Origin of the sequence: Mycoplasma leonicaptivi ATCC 49890 (genome assembly GCF_000622205.1) — a bacterium.
GTDB lineage: Bacteria > Bacillota_I > Bacilli_A > Mycoplasmatales > Metamycoplasmataceae > Mycoplasmopsis > Mycoplasmopsis leonicaptivi.
On the sequence record NZ_JHWE01000008.1, the window covers coordinates 13,378 to 31,689 of the forward strand.

Consider the following 18,312-nt stretch of genomic DNA (forward strand, 5'->3'; position numbering starts at 1 on the left):
AATTTTTTAATTAAAAAAAGACAAAAAATTAACTTTTTGTTTAATTTTATTGAAAAATGGTGTAAGATTTTTACATTAGGAATATTTATGAAAAACAAATTAAGTGAAAAACAGTTTTTTTTATACGGACTTAACTATATTGTTGGTTTTGGTTTCTTAGCAACAATTGCAAGTATAATATCCCGTGGTTTATGGGGTATGTTAATTTTTGCATTAACTGCTTTCATTAGTTTTAGTGTTATTTTAGCTTTTGCAAGAGGTTCTCAAGAATACACAAATGAGCACGGTGGAACTTATGTTTATGCTAAAAAAGCTTCAAAAAATAGATTTTGAATCTTTTTTAACGGGTGAAATCAGTTTGCACAAGTTCCGCTTTTTTCTGCAACAACAATACTTTTCTTTTCAACTTTATTATCAGAATTTGATAAAGAAAATCAACTTATTTATCAAATAACTTCTCTTGTTTTCTTTTTAGTGCTTGCTATTGTCTCAGGTTTTGGTATAAAGATTTCAAAATTATTTATTTTAGTTTCAGCAGTAATTAAGTGAATAACAATAATTTTAGGTATCTTTTTAGTATTATATATATCATTTTCACAAAATAATTTTGCTAATAATACAGCATTAACTGATAAAATTACTATTTCTGTTATAACATCATCGGTTTTAAACTTTATTTATGCTTTTGGTGGGGCAGAAGGCCTTGCAGGAATTAGAGCAGAAGTTCAAACAAACAGATTTAAAAAGATTTTAATTTTAATATTTATTACTGTTTTAAGTATTTATTTTATTTTATACCTTCTTTTACTTGGTTTAGATTTAACATTATTCAATGGTTCAATTACTTTTTCAAATGTTTATAAAAAAGTTTTAGGTGTTACAGGTTTAGTGATTTTTGCAGTAGGAACCTTATTTAATAGAATTTCTGCAACATTATCATCAAATATTTATTATGCAAGAACAGTTGTTCCTCTTGCAGAAGACAATTTTATTCCAAAGAGTTTAGCAAAGGTTTCAAAAAATGGTGAATATAAAAATGCAATCATTTTTTCAACTATTTTTGCCTTTATATCAATGATTATATTTACAGCAATACCAATTGCATTAGTTGTTAAAGATCAATTTGAATTTGTTTTAAACGCCGGAAACATTGTTTTCTTGGTTCAGTATTGATTAACAATTTTATCAATTTTAATTATCTCTTTAAAACACAAACAATTTAAACTGCCTTTATGAGAAATAATTATTTATATATCAGCTCTCGCCTTAATATTATTTATTATTTTAGCTAATTTATTCCCTGTTATAGTAGGTGAAAAATTTGATGTAAAATCTTTATTTTTATTACCTTCTTACCTTGGTGTTATGCTACTTGGTTATATTATCTGAGGTATTTATTATTTTGTTCAAAAACACAAAAACAAGAAAATTCAAAATATCACATAGGTGATATTTTTTTATTTTAATTTGTCCTTTTTTATAAAAATAATAAAAAGTAAATTTTAACAAAGCAGTGAAAGTAATTTCATAAAAAAATTTTTAAAATATAGCAAAAAATACATATTTTTGTTTAATTTTTTTAAAAAAACGACTTTTTTCTCGAATTTCTTAAATTCATATTGTAAATTGTTATAATATTTATGCACAGTTTAGTGTGTAAAAAATAAAAAAGGTGATTAATTATGAAAAGAAAATATGATGTAGTTATCATTGGTGGAGGTATCATAGGTGCTTCGATAGCATATGAACTTTCGCAATATAATTTAGATACTTTATTATTAGAAAAAAATCCAGTTTATGCTGATGAAACTTCAAAAGGAAATTCAGGAGCAATTCATGGTGGATTTGATCCTGATCCCGGAAAAATTGAAGCAAAACTTAATGTTTTAGGTAATGAACTATGAAGAACAAAGATTTTTAAAGATTTAGACTTTCCAAAAGTTCAAGTTGATTCATTGATTTTAGCTTTTAATGAAGAAGAGATGAAACATGTACATATGCTTTATGAACGTGGTTTGATTAATAAAGTTCCAAAAGAATTTCTTAAAGTTATTTCAAAAGAAGAAGTTCTGAAAAAAGAACCAAATGTTAATCCAGAAGTTGTTGGAGCATTATTATGTACAAGTTCATGAGCAATTGATCCTGTTCGTGCAACATATGCATTTTTAGGTGCTTCTGAACAAAACGGAACAGAATTACAAAATAATGCTAATGTTGTAGACATCAAATTCATCAATGATGAATTTGAAATTAAATTAGCAACTGGTGAAGTGATTCATTCAAAAGTCGTTATTAATGCAGCTGGACATTATGCTGATATATTAGCAGAAAAAGCTGGTTATGGTGATTTTAAACAAACAACAAGACGTGGTGAATACAGAATACTTTCACGTAGTGAAGGTGGTATTGTTAATTCAATCTGTTTTAAAGTACCTACAATTCACGGAAAAGGTGTTATAGTTGCACCTATGCTTGATGGACGTGTTTTAGTAGGACCAACAGCAGAAGAAGGGGTTGCAAAAGAAGATACAAGACTTGTTACAAAAGAAAAATTTGATTATATTGGAAAAATTGGTCGCGAGATTATTCCATCAATTAGACTTGAAAAAACTGAAATTACATTAGCAGGTTCAAGACCAATAGATATTGAAACAAATGATTTTGTTATTAGATCTGCAAAAGCAAATAAAAAGTTTATTAATGCAGCAGGTATGCAATCTCCTGCAATTGCTTCAGCACCAGCAATTGCTATTGAAATTGCAAAACTTGTTGAAGCAGCAGGTTTAAAACTAGATAAAAAACAAAATTACAATCCAAAATACAAAGTTAGATTTTAATAAAGGAAAACATGATAAAAAGATTAAAAGGTTTATCTTGAAAACAAATAATAGCTTTAATTATTTTAGCTGCAGCAGACGTTTTTGTCATTGCTGCACCATACTATATTAAAAATATTATTCCTAATTTACATTTATATTTAGGTATTCATGAACATGAAGTTGCATCATTAACTTCAATTATTGGTTGAGTTACACTTGTAACACAACTCCCTGGTGGATTTTTAGCAAATAAATTTAGTTCCCGTTGGTTGCTGTTTATTGCAGTCTTTTCAACTGGATTAATTACAATTTGATTTGGATTTAATATCTTAAATTCTAAATCATTCTCACATGACTCATTATTACTTCAATATCAATTTATTTGAGGGCTTTGAGGTGTGAGTTCAACACTAATTTTCTGAACACCATTATGAAAACTTGTTTCACAACAAACAACCAAAGAAAATCAAGGTTTAGCATATGGTATTCAAGGAACTGCTAATGGTGTTATCGGTTTCTTCTTAGTATTTGTTTTAGGTTTAATAGTGTCACAAGTATGATTCCCTAGAACAGACCAATCTCCAGTACCATTTGCAACATATGCATTTTTATTAGCAACATTTTTAGTTGCTGTGTCATTCTGTGTTATTTTCTTTGTACCAGAAAAGAAAATGGAAAAGAATACTGAAAAAATTTCATGAGCAAAAATGAAAAAATCAATTTTACAAGTGTTAAATGCACTTAAAAATTGAAAATTATGAGCATTATCAATTTTTGTTATGGGTATGTATACATTCCAAAGTGTATTTGCTTACTACTTACTTCAATTATTACAAAATGCTTATTTAGCACCTGCAATCCTTGTTACAGTTTTAGGTGGTATAAGAACATATGGACTTAGAACAGCAGTCTCAACATTTGTAGGAAGATGAGCAGATAAATTTAGATCATACGTACTATTTTTAATCATAACACTCGGATTAGGAATCATTATTGTTGGTGCAATTATCTTACTTGGATTTATTAAAACAAACCAAACAGCACTAATTGTTTTATGTTCAATTCTATTTATTTTAGCTGGTGTACTATCATGAGCAATGGTTACATTAAGATATGCTCAAATTGGTGAAATTCACATTGAAAAAAACTCATATGCTTCTTCTGTTGCAGTATTATCATTCATTGGATTTTCAACAGATGCGTGATTATACAACATAACAGGTGAAGTTGGTAAAGCATATACACCAGAAGGTGCTTCAAATACTTCTATTGAAGGTTATCAAATTATTTTATTAATAACACTTGGTATTGCTATTGTTGGTTTAATAGCAGCACTTGCAGTTCATATTTCAAATACTATTGAACTTAAAAAACTAGGTAAAAATAACTACAGATGGAGAACATTAGAAAATGAGTAAGCAATTAATTTTAGCACACCGTGGTTATTCAGGTTTAGCACCTGAAAATACTGATTTAGCTTTTGAAATGGCTTATAAATACAATTTTGATGGAGTAGAATTAGATGTTCATTTAACAAAAGACAAAGAATTAGTTATCATCCACGATGAAACAACTAATCGTACCGCATTAACAAATAAAGAAATTGAATTTAGTACTTTAGCAGATCTTAAAAAAGATGATCATTCAAAATTTTTCAAATACAGCGTTTTAAAACAAACAATTTTAACTTTAGAAGAGTTTTTAGATAAATATTTAGATTTATATAAAGTTATTAACATAGAAATAAAAACAGATCAAAAAGAATATAAAGGTATTGAAGAAAAATTACACAAGCTTAGTGAAAAATATGGACAAAAATATTTTGATAAAATCATTTTTTCTTCATTTAATTTTCAATCATTAAGAAATATGAGAACACTTAGTTCAAAATATCAATTAGCATTTTTATTTTGAACAGAAACACAATGAAAAAGTGTTGAACTATCAGAAATAAAAGAAGTTTGTCAATACTTAAATCCTTGAACAAATCTTTATGATAAAGATAAAGAAAGATATAAAAAAATTGGTATGCCATTAATGTTATGGACTTTAAGAGATTCTAAAAAATTCTATGAATACTTAGATGACAAAATGGTTTACGCTCAAATAAGTAACTATAAATTTGAACCAAATAAAGGAAAATAATGCAAGATAAATACATCATAACACTTGATTCTGGAACAACTTCATGTCGTACACTAGTTGTTGATCACAACGGAAACATTAAAGCAAGTAGTCAAACTGAATTTACTCAACACTTCCCTCAGTCTGGTTGAGTTGAGCATGATCCGCTTGAAATTTGAAACGTACAATTATCAACAATGCAAAGTGCTAAACACAAAGCCAAAATTAAATCGGTTGATATTGCTGCGCTTGGAATAACAAACCAACGTGAAACAGTAGTTTTATGAGATAAAGAAACTGGATTGCCTGTTTATAATGCGATAGTGTGGCAAGACAGGAGAACTACGCAATATTGTGAAAAATTAATCGAAAAAGGTCATTCACAAATGTTTCAAGATAAAACTGGATTAATAATTAATCCATATTTTAGTGGAACAAAAATCCGTTGAATTTTACAAAATGTTGAAGAGGCAAAACATAAACTAAAAGAAGATAAATTATTAGCGGGTACAATAGATACTTGATTAATGTGAAAATTAACAGATGGTGAAGTACATGCTACTGATGTTTCAAATGCTTCAAGAACAATGTTATTTAATATTCATACATTAGAATGAGATCAAGAAATTCTTGATTTACTTGAAATACCACGTGAAATTTTACCAGAAGTTAAACCTTCATCAGGTTACTTTGGAACAGTCAAACCACATCATTGATCAAATAAAGCAGTTGGTGAAGTACCAATTACAGGTATTGCTGGAGATCAACAATCTGCATTATTTGGACAATTATGTACAGAAGTTGGTATGGTAAAAAATACTTATGGAACAGGATGTTTTACACTTGTAAATACCGGAACGCAAGCAGTAAAAAGTAAAAATAAACTTCTGACAACAATTGCTTGAAAAATTGGTGATCAACAAACAGTTTATGCTCTTGAAGGTTCTGTTTTTATAGCTGGTGCTGCAATTCAATGATTACGTGATTCAATTAGGATTTTATATGACTCAGCAGAATCAGACTTCTTTGCTTCACTAGTTAAAGATGATCAAAGAGTATATGTTGTTCCATCCTTTACTGGTTTAGGAGCACCTTATTGAGATTCATATTCACGTGGAGCAATTTTTGGTTTAGAACGTGGAACTAAACGTGAACATATCATTAAAGCAACACTTGATTCTATTGCTTATCAATCAAATGACCTAATTAAAGCAATGGAAAAAGACTTGCAAAAACCTATTATTTTACTTAAAGTAGATGGTGGTGCTTCTAAATCTAATTACTTAATGCAATTCCAATCATCTATTTCTAACTTAAAAGTTGAAAGGCCAGCGAATATTGAAACAACTGCTCTTGGTGCTTCATATTTAGCAGGTTTAGCAGTAGGTTATTGAAAAGATATTGAAGAAATTAAAAAGATTAATAAAACAGATAAAGTATTTAAACCTGAATTATCACAAAAAGAAATTGATAATTTAATCAAAGGTTGAGATACAGCAGTGCAAAAAACACTAAACTGAACAAAAGATATTGAATAATTGGAGAACAAATGTTAGACATATTATCAGAATTTTTAGGAACACTTGTTTTAATTCTTCTTGGTAATGGAGTTGTATACAGTGTTTCAAATAACAAAATGTTTGCCAATCAGCCAGGTAAATGAATTGTAATTATTTTTGGTTGAGGTATTGCGGTATTTGCTGGTGTACTTGTGTCCACTTCACTTGATGGAAATGGACACTTAAATCCTGCAGTTACCATTTTTGATTTAGTATCAAGCAAATTTGCAAATCCATATAAAATTGCATATATACCTGTACAATTTTTAGGTGCAATGACAGGACAAGCGGTTTTGAACTTTATAAATTGAAAACATATTCAAGAAACAGATTTAGCAACAGTGCGTGGTGCTCATTGTACAGGTCCAGCTTTTGAAAACAAAAAAGGTGCTACTGTATTTAATTTTTCATATGAACTTGTTGGAACACTTGTTTTAGTTGGATTAGTATTAGCATTTGGAAAGGGGACAAATGGTATTAATCTTTCAGCGCTAGGACCGCTTCCAGTAACATTAGTAGTAATTGGAATTGGTGCTTCATTAGGTTCTTCAACAGGTTATGCTATTAATCCAGCACGTGATTTAGGACCAAGAATTATTTATTTCTTAACAGAAAAATTTGTACTAAAATCAAGAACTAGCGAACATGTTGGTGCAAACTGAAGTTATTCATGAATACCAGTTGTAGCCCCTTCCACTGCTGGTGCTATTATAGGAGCTTTTGCATTAATTTAATACATAAAGGAAATTATGAAAAAGCTTATTAACAGTAAAGATAATATTGTTGAAGAAATGATACAAGGAATTATTAAATCACACAAAAATTTAAAAAGATATCAAGATTTTAATGTGGTTTATGATACAAATTTTGATAAATCAAAAGTTGCTCTTGTTTCAGGTGGTGGTTCAGGGCACGAACCTGCACACATTGGTTATGTAGGTAAGGGGATGCTTAGTGCTGGTGTTGCAGGTGAAGTTTTTACCTCGCCAACACCAGATCAAGTGCAAGCAGCAATTGAAGCACTTGATTCACAAAAAGGAACATTATTAATAATTAAAAATTATACTGGTGATAAATTAAATTTTGAAATTGCTCAACAATTAGCACAAGCAAATGGTAAAAATGTAGAAACTGTTTTAGTAGATGATGATGTTGCGGTTGAAAACTCTACTTGAACTATTGGTCGCAGAGGAATAGCAGGAACAATTTTTGTGCACAAAATTGCAGGTGCATATGCAGATTCTGGGGCAGATTTATTAGAAGTAAAAAGAATTGCTGAAAAAGTTGTTAAAAATGTTCGCAGTTTCGGGATTTCTCTTAATTCAATTTATATACCAACAACTGGTAAACAATCCTTTGTCTTAGATGAAAAAGAAATTGAGTTTGGTTTAGGTATCCATGGTGAACCTGGAATAAAACGTGAAAATATTAAGTCAGCAAAAGAAATCGTTCAAGAAATGCTTGATTTAATATTAAGGGATTATGATTACTCAAATTCAGAAGTAGCGTTAATGATAAACGGACTAGGTGGAACACCAGAAATGGAATTATATATAGCAAGCAATGATGCACATAATTATTTAGAATCCAAAAATATTAAAATTCATTCAACACATGTAGGAAACTTTATGACTTCACTTGAAATGCAAGGTATATCAATTTCTTTACTGAAATTAGATGATGAACTTAAAAAATGATTAGATCAACCAACAGAGGTAAAAAATTGAAAATAGAGTATCAAAATTTAGTAAATGCTATTTTGCAAACCAATAAAGATATTAAAGATAATGAAGAAAGACTTTCAGAATTAGATCAAAGTATAGGGGATGGGGATCACGGATTTAATATGGTTCGTGGTTATAATGAAGTAAGTTTAATTAATCCTGAAAATTTAACTTTAAGTGTTTATTTATCAAAAGTTGGTACAGCATTAATGTCAAAAGTAGGTGGTGCTTCTGGTCCATTATATGGAATGTGCTTTATGAATACTGCTAATAAACTTAAAAATACAAATATTTTTGATTTAGCAGAACTTAAAATACTAGTTGAAACTTTTGTTTTAACACTAAAAATGCTTGGTAAATGTGAAGAAAAACAAAAAACAATGTTTGATGTTTGATCACCACTGAATGCCTATCTTAGTAAAATTTCTGAAGTAAATGATCAAGTAAAAAAGCAATTAATAGACTTTATTTTTGAATGTGTGGAAAATACAAAAGACATGATTGCAACAAGAGGTAGAGCTTCTTATTTAAAAGAAAGATCAAGTGGTTCAATTGATCCGGGATCGTTTTCAAGTTTTCTTTTATTAAGAAATCTCATTAGTGTTTTATAATGAAAAAACTTTTAATTATTATTTCACATTATAAAAAACTAGCTAATACAATACAAGAATATTTTACAAAGATGTTGCCACTTAATCATGAGAATCTTGTTGTAAAAAGTATTGGAGGAATTAATAATGGTTCTGAGTTAGGGACAGAACCATTAGAATTACTTAATATTATTAATAAATATACTGATATAAAAGATATTATTATATTTTCTGATTTAGGCTCTGCAACCTTATCAGCACAATCAATTGTTATGATGACAGAAAATAAAAATATCCATGTTTCAAAAGGTTCATTAATTGAAAATGGTTTTTCTGCATATGTTTTAGCAAACTCTGGAGCACCATTTGCAGATGTGATTAATGCTTCGGAGGAAAAAGTTATTAAGTAGGATTATAAAAAGTAAATTATACAAAACTGATATATTCTAAATTAGTATGTATCAGTTTTTACTTTTAATATTTAAATTAATATGAAAAACAAAACCTTAATTACAATAGTAACAATTTTATCTTTTCTTATATTTATTGCATTTTTTACAAGTTTAAGCAAGATGATTTATTTTGCAATATCAGACAAAAAATTTTACTGAAAAGATTTTTTAGATTTTATTATTCAAACATTTTTACTTTTACTTTTTATTTATTTAATTAATAAACTCAAAAAAATAAAAGTAAGAATAATCAAAGAAACAGAAACCGATTTCAAAAAATGTTCAAAAATGAATCTTGAACAAAAAATTCTATTTTTATTACATTTAAGAACTTATGGTTTAGAAAATACAATATGCATAGACCAAAACAAAGAATCTGATTTAAAAATAGATAAAAACAAGTTAAATTGATTAAATACAATTTCATTCACTTTATTTATATTTTCAATATCATTTATATGCTATACAGATTTTTATGCTTCAATGATTTTATCAGAAAGCAAAAGTCTTTCAATTCATTTTTTGATGATTATATTTTTAATAATGTGGTCAATTTTATCCATAATTCTCATACTCTTATTGAATAATATTTTTAAATCAAATATTTATAAAATTTTATCAATAAAAGTAAAAACCTGCTCATATATGACACAAAAGGAACTGAAATCTTTTTCAATTTTACAAATTTTTAGCAATCAACATTTTGGAGGATGTTTTTTAGAAAATAAGTCAAATACAAAAAGAAAAGAGTTTACTAATCAAAAAATAACAACCAAAAATATAGATGAAAATCTTTTTAAAGGACTTGAATAAATTATTAAAAATATTTTCACAAATTAATTAAACATTTTTGTCTTGAAACTCATACAATTTTATATTAATGTATAATTAAATAGATTTTAATCATATTTATATATAAATTTAATGAATTAAGGAGAATGACAAAATGTCAGCAATTAAAAAAATACATGCACGTGAAGTTTTAGATTCACGTGGTAACCCAACAATCCAAGTTGAGGTTTGAACTCAATTAAATGGTTATGGATCAGCAATGGTTCCTTCTGGGGCTTCTACTGGTTCACGTGAAGCTTTAGAATTAAGAGATAAAGGTTCACAATATGAAAATAACTGATTTGGTGGTAAAGGTGTTATGTTAGCAGTAGATAATGTTAATAACATTATTGCACCAGAAGTTGTTGGAATTGAAGTTACAGAACAACGTAAAATTGACAAATTAATGATTGAATTAGATGACACGCCTACAAAATCAAAATTAGGTGCAAATGCTATTTTAGGAGTTTCGTTAGCAGTAGCTCGTGCAGCAGCACATGAATTAGAATTGCCTTTATATAAATATTTAGGTGGATTCAATGGACACGAATTACCTGTTCCTATGTTAAATGTTATTAACGGTGGTGAACATGCTTCAAATACAGTAGACTTCCAAGAATTTATGATTATGCCGGTTGGTGCAAAATCAATTAGAGAAGCTTTACAAATGGCAAACTTTGTGTTCCATAATCTTGCTAAATTATTAAAGAAAAATGGACACGGTGTTCAAGTTGGTGATGAAGGTGGATTTGCTCCAAACTTTAAATCACACGAAGAAGCTTTAGATTTCTTAGTTGAAGCTATTAAAGCAGCTGGATATGTTCCTGCAACATCAGGTGAAAAAGCAGTGGCTATTGCTATGGACTGTGCTTCATCAGAATTATTTGAAGATGGTGTATATACATTTGGTAAATTAAAAGAAGCTATTGAAAGCAAAAAACCAGGATTTGAACATTTAACAGATGTTAAACTAACATACACAACAGATGAAATGATTTCATATTTAGAAAACTTAGTTGCTAAATACCCAATTATTTCTATTGAAGATGGTTTAGCTGAAAGTGATTGAGCAGGATTTAAAAAATTAACTGCAAAAATCGGTGATAGAGTTCAAATTGTTGGTGATGACTTAACAGTTACAAATACAGCTATTTTAAAACGTGCTATTGAAGAAAAATCAATGAATTCAATTTTAATTAAAATTAACCAAATTGGTTCATTAACAGAAACATTTGAAGCTATTCAAATGGCTCAAAAAGCAAACATGACAGCAGTTGTTTCACACCGTTCAGGAGAAACAGAAGATACAACTATTGCAGATATCGCTGTTGCTATGAATGCTGGACAAATTAAAACTGGATCAATGTCTCGTACAGACCGTATTGCAAAATATAACCGTTTATTAGCAATTGAAGAAGAATTAGAATCAGTATCATCTTACAAAGGTGAAAAAGCATTTTACAATATTAATAAATAGTTTACAAAAGTCACAAATGTGTTTTGTGACTTTTTTATTTTTGTTTACTAGTCTGAATATCACAATATTTAATAAAAAAATAATATAATATAAATAATATTTTGTAAAAAATACAAAACTAATTATTGAGGTATTATGGATATAGAAAAACTTAACACTAACTTAGTTTATGAAGAAATAAAATCATTACTTAAAGAATCAAGATTACAAGTTATTACACAAGTAAACAACGTTTTATTAAAAACATATTGAAAGATTGGAAAAACTATTGTTTTAGATGAGCAAAATAACTCTAACAGAGCAGAATATGGAAAAAACTTATTAAAAACTCTTTCTAAAAAATTAACAAAAGAATTTGGAAGAGGTTTTTCAAGATCAAATCTTCAAAATATGAGAAACTTTTACTCACTTTATCCAAAATGCCAGACACTGTCTGGCAAATTGAGTTGATCACATTATAGTGAATTATTATCAATTAGTGATGATTCTAAAAGATCTTTTTATGAAAAGGAATCAGAGAACTCTAATTGATCTGTAAGAGAGTTGAAAAGACAAATCAACACTTCTTTATATGAAAGATTATTATTGTCCCAAGGAAAAGATAATAAAAATAAAGTTTTAGAACTTGCTTTAAAAGGTCAAGAAATCCAAAATCCAAAAGACATTATTAAAGATCCATATGTTTTTGAATTTTTAGGTATACCGGAACAAAAACCTATATTAGAAAGTGATTTAGAAAAAAGTTTAATTAAACATATTGAAAAATTTTTATTAGAACTTGGTCGTGGTTTTATGTTTGTAGGTTCTCAAAAAAGAGTTACCCTTGGAAACACACACTATTATGTTGATATGGTCTTTTATAATAAAATATTGAAAAGTTATGTTTTAATAGAATTAAAAACTGGAAAATTAATGCCAGAAGCAGTAGGACAACTTAATATGTACCTAAATTACTATAAAGAAGAAATTAATGATCCAAGTGATCAAGACCCAATAGGAATAATTTTATGTACAGATAAAGATAATGTTCAGGCAGAATATGCACTTGGTGGAATGACAAATAATATTTTTGCTTCAAAATATAATCTTTATATTCCTGATAAAGAACTTTTAGAGCAAGAAGCAAGAAAGGTAATTGATGAGTTTAAAAAATAAAATATTTTTTAAAATATCTTAAAAATATATAGCAAAATTTAAAATTTAAAAACTTTTAGTACTATATCTGAGTAATAAAAGTTTTTTTGTATTTGTAACTGGGAAAGTAAAATTCACCTAACATGTTTAATTTTTAGAAGGCTATTTTGATAATTTACAATCGCACTTTTAGTTAATGTTTAAAAATGCCAGACACTGTCTGGCAAATTTATTTCTTATTATTTTTTAGTTAATGTTTTAATTATTTCTTGTTCGAATTTTTCGTAATTATTATATATAAGGTTTTTGTTTTCTTCAATTTCAAGTGATGAAGGTTTTAAGTTTAAATCATTAATATATTCAAAAGCATAATCTTCTTTATGTTCAACATCTTTTTTTGGACCTGTATCAAGAATATATAGTAAAAACTTATTTGGTACGTAAGGATTTTCAATATTACTTTTATTTGTTAATTTAATTACATTGTCAACAGATTTTTTAGTAATCTTTTTTCATGATACATATTCATTATACTTAGAAAAAGAAGGTAAGTCTTCAAGTAAAACAAGAATTTGAAATACTGGAATATCTGCTGATCTAAAATTTAGAGTATCAGATAACACAGTATCAAAATAGTTTTTATTTTCTTCATTATAATTGCTAAAAATTATTTTAGGTTGTATAACACAAACTGGTTTTTTGTTTTTAGAAATACCAACTTCAACTTTTTTAGAATAAAATTCACCTTTAACATTTAATTCTTTTTCATCGGCATAATCAGAACAATGATATTGATATTCATCACCTAATTTTGGTAATAGTGAATTAATTAAAAATAAATTTATATGATTCAATTTTTCAGTAATTTTTCTTCTGTAAAGAAGGTTTCAACAAAATGCACTTTGCATAGTTTCAAGAAAATGTTTATCTTTCATATTTGCTCCTAATAAATATATTATATTAAATAAATTATTTATTAATTTAATTATGATTTTTTTGGTAAAAATAATCTAAATTAACAAAAAGTTAATTTTTATAAAAAAAAATAGCAAAAAATTAACTTTTTACTTTTAAAATTAAAATTTAGTATATAATAATTATGAATAAAAAAGGAGATATATATGTTATACGAATCAAACAAAGAACAAGTTCTTGACAAAGTTATTAATAATGGCAAAGGAAAACAATTAGTTGTTTTCTATGCTCAATGGTGTGGTCCATGTAAAATGTATAAAGGTTCATTAGATGAACTTGCAGAAAAAAATGGTGTTGATATTTACAGAATAGATATCGACCAACACAAAGATTTTGCTTCAGAAGCGGGTGTTAGATCTATTCCACACACACAATTTTATGTAAATGGAAAACTTGCAAAAGAATCACTTGGATACAAACCATATGAAGCTTTATTAGAAGAATACGAAAATTCATGTAAAGAATGTTCAATGCAAAAAGCATGTCAATCAGAACAAGAATGTTCAAAAGAAAAAAGTGCATGCTCACAAGAAAAATCTTGTTCATAATACCATTTTAAAATATCAAGATTTTAACTTGATATTTTTTATTTTGTTTTGATTTTACAAATAAGTTTATACCATTTTACAGTATAATATAAATACATATTTATATTATTAAGGACTTTTAATGAGTAATAAAAAGAAAATTAACGTTTGAGAAATTATTGACTTTTTTAGTTTAAAGTTAATTAATAGCAATCCAGAAGAAATTGAATACAGTTATATTTCACAACCAGCGATCAAAAGAGTTGGTTTAGAATTGTCTGAGTTAATTATTAACGAAAGATTAAACAGAAATGTTATTTCATGAGGAACAAGTGAATCGATTTGATTTCAATCAATTGGTAAACAAAGAGCAAAAAAAGCTATTTCACATATTTTTTCTCAAAAACCACCATTAGTTATATTATCAAAAGGTGTAACTAAACCTGCTTTATATTGAATTAATGAATTAGCAGATGAATATAAAATTCCAGTAGCCTTAGTTGAAGTTAGTTCATCGTTTATATCAACTAATATTGGTGCTTATTTAAATAACTATTTTGCTGAACAGGTACAAGTGCATGGTTGTTTAGTCTTAGTCAAGGGTACTGGTGTGCTAATAATTGGTCAAAGTGGTGTAGGTAAGTCTGAAGCTGCATTAGAGTTAGTGCAAAAAGGTCATGTTTTAATCAGTGATGATTCAGTTTTGATCAGTGATGGTGGAAACTTATTTATTGGAAGACCACCAAAGATCACACAAAACATTCTTGAAGTTCGTGGAATTGGTATGATAGATGTTAAATACATTTATGGTGTAAATTCAGTAGCAAGTTCTTCTGTTATTGATTTAGTGGTTGAGTTAGTGCAAGCTAATAAGCAAAATGAATTAGATAGATTAGGAATTGAGTTTTTAAAATATCCAATTTTAGGAAGATATATTAATAAAATTCAAATCCCTATTAAAGGTGGTGGTTCATCAGCAGCGTTAATTGAAGCAGCAGTTGGTTTTTATTTATCAAAACAAGATGGTCTTAATGTAATAGAAACAATAGAAAAAAGGAGGTTATCTAATGAATAATTATGCAACACCTAGTTATGTTCCTGAATACTTTTTCAGAGAAGGTGATTCAACATATTTATTTAAAATTGGTACATATGAATTTCATGTTTACTCATTAATGATTATGTTAGGTTATTTAGCTTCTATTTTAACAATCATTTATTTTTGAAATAGAGAAAAAATGCCTTGGTCAAAACTTTATGCATTAGTTGTAATAACAATCCCTATGGGTATTATTGGTTCTCGGATTGGTTATATTATTGAAGAGTTAATTTATAGTGAAACACCTTTTGCTAATTCTGCTTGGTATGCGATTTGAGAAGGTGGTTTATCAATTCAAGGAGGGGTAGCAATAACAATCTTTTGTGATGTTATTTATGCTTATACTCAAAGAAAAGAATTAGATATTCGTAAAGGGATTTCGTATATTATTCCGACAATATTAGTTGGACAATTTATCGGTCGTTTTGGAAACTATGCAAATCACGAAGTTTATGGAAAAATAGATTGAACTGGTGCAAGTGTACTACCATTTGGTAAAACTTTTGCAGATAATATGTATATAAGTGATGCTTATACTGATTCTCTTGGTTTAAAAGCGGCTTATAGATATCCATTATTCTTATATGAAGGATTACTAAACTTATTTGGATACTTAGTTATTGTATGAGTGTTTAATTTACTTGGTACATTTAAACCAGGATCTACCGCTGGACTTTATTTACTATGATATGGACTTGTGCGGATTGCGCTTGAACCTTATAGACAAGAAAGTTATGGATTGTATTCATATGTAGCGTTAATATTTGTGCTTTTAGGTGCATTAATATTTGTGTACTTCCAATTTTGATCAAAAACAAAATACATTGTTACCAAAAAACACAAAATTTTTAAATTCTATACATATCAAGATGAAGCAACATATATCAAACGAGTAAATGCTACTTCTATTCCTTTTTTATTTAAAAAAACATATATGAAACTATGATTAAAGTAAGGAAGTAATAATGAATAAAATATACGATTTAGCAATAATTGGTGGTGGGCCTGCTGGTTTAAATGCTGCGCTTTATGCTTCACGGGCAAATTTATCAGTTATTTTTATTGAAAAAGGTGCTCCTGGTGGAAAGTTATCCGCAACTAGTAAAGTAGAAAACTGAATTGGTACTGAAATAGTTGATGGGTGAAAATTAGCAACAGATTTTTTTGAACACGCAAAAAAATATGGTGCTGAATACAAATACGGTGAAGTTGTTAATTTAGAAAATGTCTCAGATTTAGAGAAAAAAATTCACTTAGCAAATGGTGATGTTATTGAATCAAAAACTGTTTTAATAGCTACAGGTATGAAAAACAGAATACCAACATTTATAGAAAATATTGATCGTTTTATGAACTTTGGTGTTAGTTTTTGTGCTATTTGCGATGGGCCTCTTTTTAAAGATAGACCAACACTTGTTTTAGGTGGGGGAAATTCAGCAGTTGAAGAAGGAACATATTTAGCAAAAATTGCTTCACACGTTAATATTGTTATTAAAGATTCAGAATTTAATGCTGAAAAAAGACTTGTAGATGATCTTTTAAAACAACCAAATGTTACAGTATTCAGAGAAAGTCAAATAGTAAAACTTGAAGGTGAACAATTTTTAAATAAAGCAATTATTAAAGATAAAGATGGTAATGAAACATCCTTAGAAGTTGCATCGTTTTTCCCTTATATTGGAATGGAACCAACTACATCTTTTGTTAATGGTTTAGATATATTAGATGAAAAAGGATTTGTTTTAACTAATGACTTTATGGAAACCAAAGTAAAAGGAATTTTTGCTGCGGGTGATATCAGACATAAAGAAGTAAGACAAATTGTAACAGCAGCAAACGATGGTGCTATTGCTGCTAAAAAGATTTCAGATTTATTGAGTTAATTTCAAACACAGATAAAATTATCTGTGTTTTTTACTAAAATAGTAAATTATGTCATTTTTTTTAATAGTTATAATTCTCATAGATTAAAAGAGAAGTGAAAATGTATAATTAAATATGAATTTAGATAACAAAACAAATAATTCACTAAAATTAAATAAAAAATCAGATAGAAAAAAATTAAAAAAGACTGAAGTAAATTTTCAACATATTCAATGATTGTAAGTTTAGAAATTCTTCAAGACGTATTGGGAGAAGAATTAGTTAACTCTGTTTTAGAAAGTGTTTAAAATGAAAAGAAAAAGCAAAAAATAAATCATAATAATGTTATTTTAAAACAATAAATGAATTTATAGTAAAATATAAAAAGTAAATAATTGCATTCAATCAAGAGGTGTTTTATGAGGAAAGAAAATTTAGAACTAGCAAAAAAGAATAAAAATGATGAATTTTATACTCAATTAGCAGATATACAAAAAGAAGTTAATGCATATATTGAATTTAATCCAGATGTTTTTAGAGACAAAACAATTTTACTTCCTTGTGATGATCCAGAATGGAGTAATTTTACAAAGTTTTTTGCACAAAATTTTGAAAAATTTGGTCTTAAAAAACTTATTTCAACAAGTTATTCACAACAAAAGAAATCTCTTGAAGATTTGAGAATTTCTTTATTTGAGTTAGAGTCACCAAAATATGACAAAAAGAAAAGCAAGGTTAAGGGAAAAATTTTCACTTTAACAAGAGATATTAATAAGGATAAGAAAATTGATATTAATGATCTTGAATGAGATTATTTAAAAGGCGATGGTGATTTTAGAAGTGATGAAGTTATAAAACTTAGAGATGAAGCAGACATTATTATTACTAATTTAAACTTTCAGTAAATTTTATACTAAATAAAAAAAATTAAGAAATTTTTTCGTTTATAGATATTATGAAACTATATAATTCATCAGAAGAAATATTCAAATTTTTGAGTATTTCTTTTTGTTTTGCAGTTAGAGAATTTTTTCTTATATATTTTTCATCAAATTTTGAAACCTCAATTTTTGATAATTCATCTATTATTGAATTAAATGTTAAACTTGATTTATTTTTTAATAAATCAGAACAATGA

General features: G+C 27.3%; 19 protein-coding genes. 17 read left to right on the forward strand and 2 right to left on the reverse strand.

Going from position 1 to position 18,312, the window contains the following annotated elements:
- Positions 1-87: 87 nt before the first annotated feature.
- The 12 genes from BU00_RS0100575 to BU00_RS0100630 all read left to right on the forward strand — a co-directional run bounded on the left by BU00_RS0100575 (position 88) and on the right by BU00_RS0100630 (position 12,731).
- Complete coding sequence (locus BU00_RS0100575; protein WP_027121035.1) at positions 88-1,446, forward strand: APC family permease; 1,359 nt, start codon at positions 88-90, stop codon at positions 1,444-1,446.
- Positions 1,447-1,679: 233 nt separating this feature from the next.
- Positions 1,680-2,837: a type 2 glycerol-3-phosphate oxidase gene (gene glpO, locus BU00_RS0100580; RefSeq protein WP_425411669.1), complete on the forward strand. Its 1,158-nt coding sequence runs from the start codon at positions 1,680-1,682 to the stop codon at positions 2,835-2,837.
- Positions 2,838-2,848: 11 nt separating this feature from the next.
- The gene (locus tag BU00_RS0100585) at positions 2,849-4,237 is read left to right on the forward strand and encodes an MFS transporter (protein WP_036458722.1); all 1,389 of its coding nucleotides are present in this window, start codon (positions 2,849-2,851) and stop codon (positions 4,235-4,237) included.
- Complete coding sequence (locus BU00_RS0100590) at positions 4,230-4,964, forward strand: glycerophosphodiester phosphodiesterase family protein (RefSeq protein WP_027121038.1); 735 nt, start codon at positions 4,230-4,232, stop codon at positions 4,962-4,964. The genes BU00_RS0100585 and BU00_RS0100590 overlap by 8 nt, the downstream gene beginning before the upstream one ends.
- Positions 4,964-6,481, forward strand: a complete 1,518-nt coding sequence (gene glpK / locus BU00_RS0100595) for a glycerol kinase GlpK (protein ID WP_027121039.1) — start codon at positions 4,964-4,966, stop codon at positions 6,479-6,481. The genes BU00_RS0100590 and glpK overlap by 1 nt, the downstream gene beginning before the upstream one ends.
- Before the next feature lie 11 nt (positions 6,482-6,492).
- Positions 6,493-7,236, forward strand: coding sequence for an MIP/aquaporin family protein (locus BU00_RS0100600; RefSeq protein ID WP_036458723.1), 744 nt, complete (start codon positions 6,493-6,495; stop codon positions 7,234-7,236).
- 15 nt (positions 7,237-7,251) lie between these two features.
- Positions 7,252-8,235, forward strand: coding sequence for a dihydroxyacetone kinase subunit DhaK (dhaK, locus tag BU00_RS0100605; protein WP_027121041.1), 984 nt, complete (start codon positions 7,252-7,254; stop codon positions 8,233-8,235).
- The gene (gene dhaL / locus BU00_RS0100610; RefSeq protein WP_051521828.1) at positions 8,226-8,837 is read left to right on the forward strand and encodes a dihydroxyacetone kinase subunit DhaL; all 612 of its coding nucleotides are present in this window, start codon (positions 8,226-8,228) and stop codon (positions 8,835-8,837) included. The genes dhaK and dhaL overlap by 10 nt, the downstream gene beginning before the upstream one ends.
- Positions 8,837-9,226: a PTS-dependent dihydroxyacetone kinase phosphotransferase subunit DhaM gene (locus BU00_RS0100615; protein WP_245579600.1), complete on the forward strand. Its 390-nt coding sequence runs from the start codon at positions 8,837-8,839 to the stop codon at positions 9,224-9,226. Before dhaL ends, BU00_RS0100615 begins: the two co-directional genes overlap by 1 nt.
- An 81-nt stretch (positions 9,227-9,307) precedes the next feature.
- Positions 9,308-10,081, forward strand: a complete 774-nt coding sequence (locus tag BU00_RS0100620; protein WP_027121044.1) for a hypothetical protein — start codon at positions 9,308-9,310, stop codon at positions 10,079-10,081.
- Between the two features lie 133 nt (positions 10,082-10,214).
- Positions 10,215-11,576 (forward strand): phosphopyruvate hydratase, encoded by a 1,362-nt coding sequence (gene eno / locus BU00_RS0100625; protein WP_027121045.1) that lies wholly within the window; start codon positions 10,215-10,217, stop codon positions 11,574-11,576.
- A gap of 135 nt (positions 11,577-11,711) precedes the next feature.
- Positions 11,712-12,731 (forward strand): PDDEXK nuclease domain-containing protein, encoded by a 1,020-nt coding sequence (locus BU00_RS0100630; RefSeq protein ID WP_027121046.1) that lies wholly within the window; start codon positions 11,712-11,714, stop codon positions 12,729-12,731.
- Between the two features lie 218 nt (positions 12,732-12,949).
- On the opposite strand, the gene BU00_RS0100635 is transcribed toward BU00_RS0100630, so the two are convergent.
- Complete coding sequence (locus BU00_RS0100635; protein ID WP_027121047.1) at positions 12,950-13,645, reverse strand: hypothetical protein; 696 nt, start codon at positions 13,643-13,645, stop codon at positions 12,950-12,952.
- Positions 13,646-13,831: 186 nt separating this feature from the next.
- Here BU00_RS0100635 and BU00_RS04375 point away from each other — a divergent pair, with 186 nt between their 5' ends.
- The 5 genes from BU00_RS04375 (at position 13,832) to BU00_RS04380 (ending at position 18,079) form a co-directional block, all read left to right on the forward strand.
- Positions 13,832-14,233, forward strand: a complete 402-nt coding sequence (locus tag BU00_RS04375; RefSeq protein ID WP_084477535.1) for a thioredoxin family protein — start codon at positions 13,832-13,834, stop codon at positions 14,231-14,233.
- Between the two features lie 121 nt (positions 14,234-14,354).
- Complete coding sequence (gene hprK, locus BU00_RS0100645) at positions 14,355-15,287, forward strand: HPr(Ser) kinase/phosphatase (RefSeq protein WP_027121048.1); 933 nt, start codon at positions 14,355-14,357, stop codon at positions 15,285-15,287.
- Positions 15,280-16,266: a prolipoprotein diacylglyceryl transferase gene (gene lgt / locus BU00_RS0100650; protein ID WP_027121049.1), complete on the forward strand. Its 987-nt coding sequence runs from the start codon at positions 15,280-15,282 to the stop codon at positions 16,264-16,266. The genes hprK and lgt overlap by 8 nt, the downstream gene beginning before the upstream one ends.
- A gap of 10 nt (positions 16,267-16,276) precedes the next feature.
- Positions 16,277-17,194 carry an NAD(P)/FAD-dependent oxidoreductase gene (locus tag BU00_RS0100655; RefSeq protein ID WP_027121050.1) on the forward strand — a complete coding sequence of 306 codons (918 nt, stop codon included), beginning with the start codon at positions 16,277-16,279 and terminating at the stop codon, positions 17,192-17,194.
- Positions 17,195-17,593: 399 nt separating this feature from the next.
- Entirely contained in the window at positions 17,594-18,079 is a 486-nt protein-coding gene (locus BU00_RS04380) for an adenine-specific methyltransferase EcoRI family protein (protein ID WP_051521829.1), read from the forward strand.
- 22 nt (positions 18,080-18,101) lie between these two features.
- Here the strand turns inward: BU00_RS04380 and BU00_RS05185 are convergent.
- Positions 18,102-18,312, reverse strand: a 211-nt coding sequence (locus BU00_RS05185) for a hypothetical protein (protein ID WP_027121051.1), incomplete at its 5' end; no start/stop codon positions are given.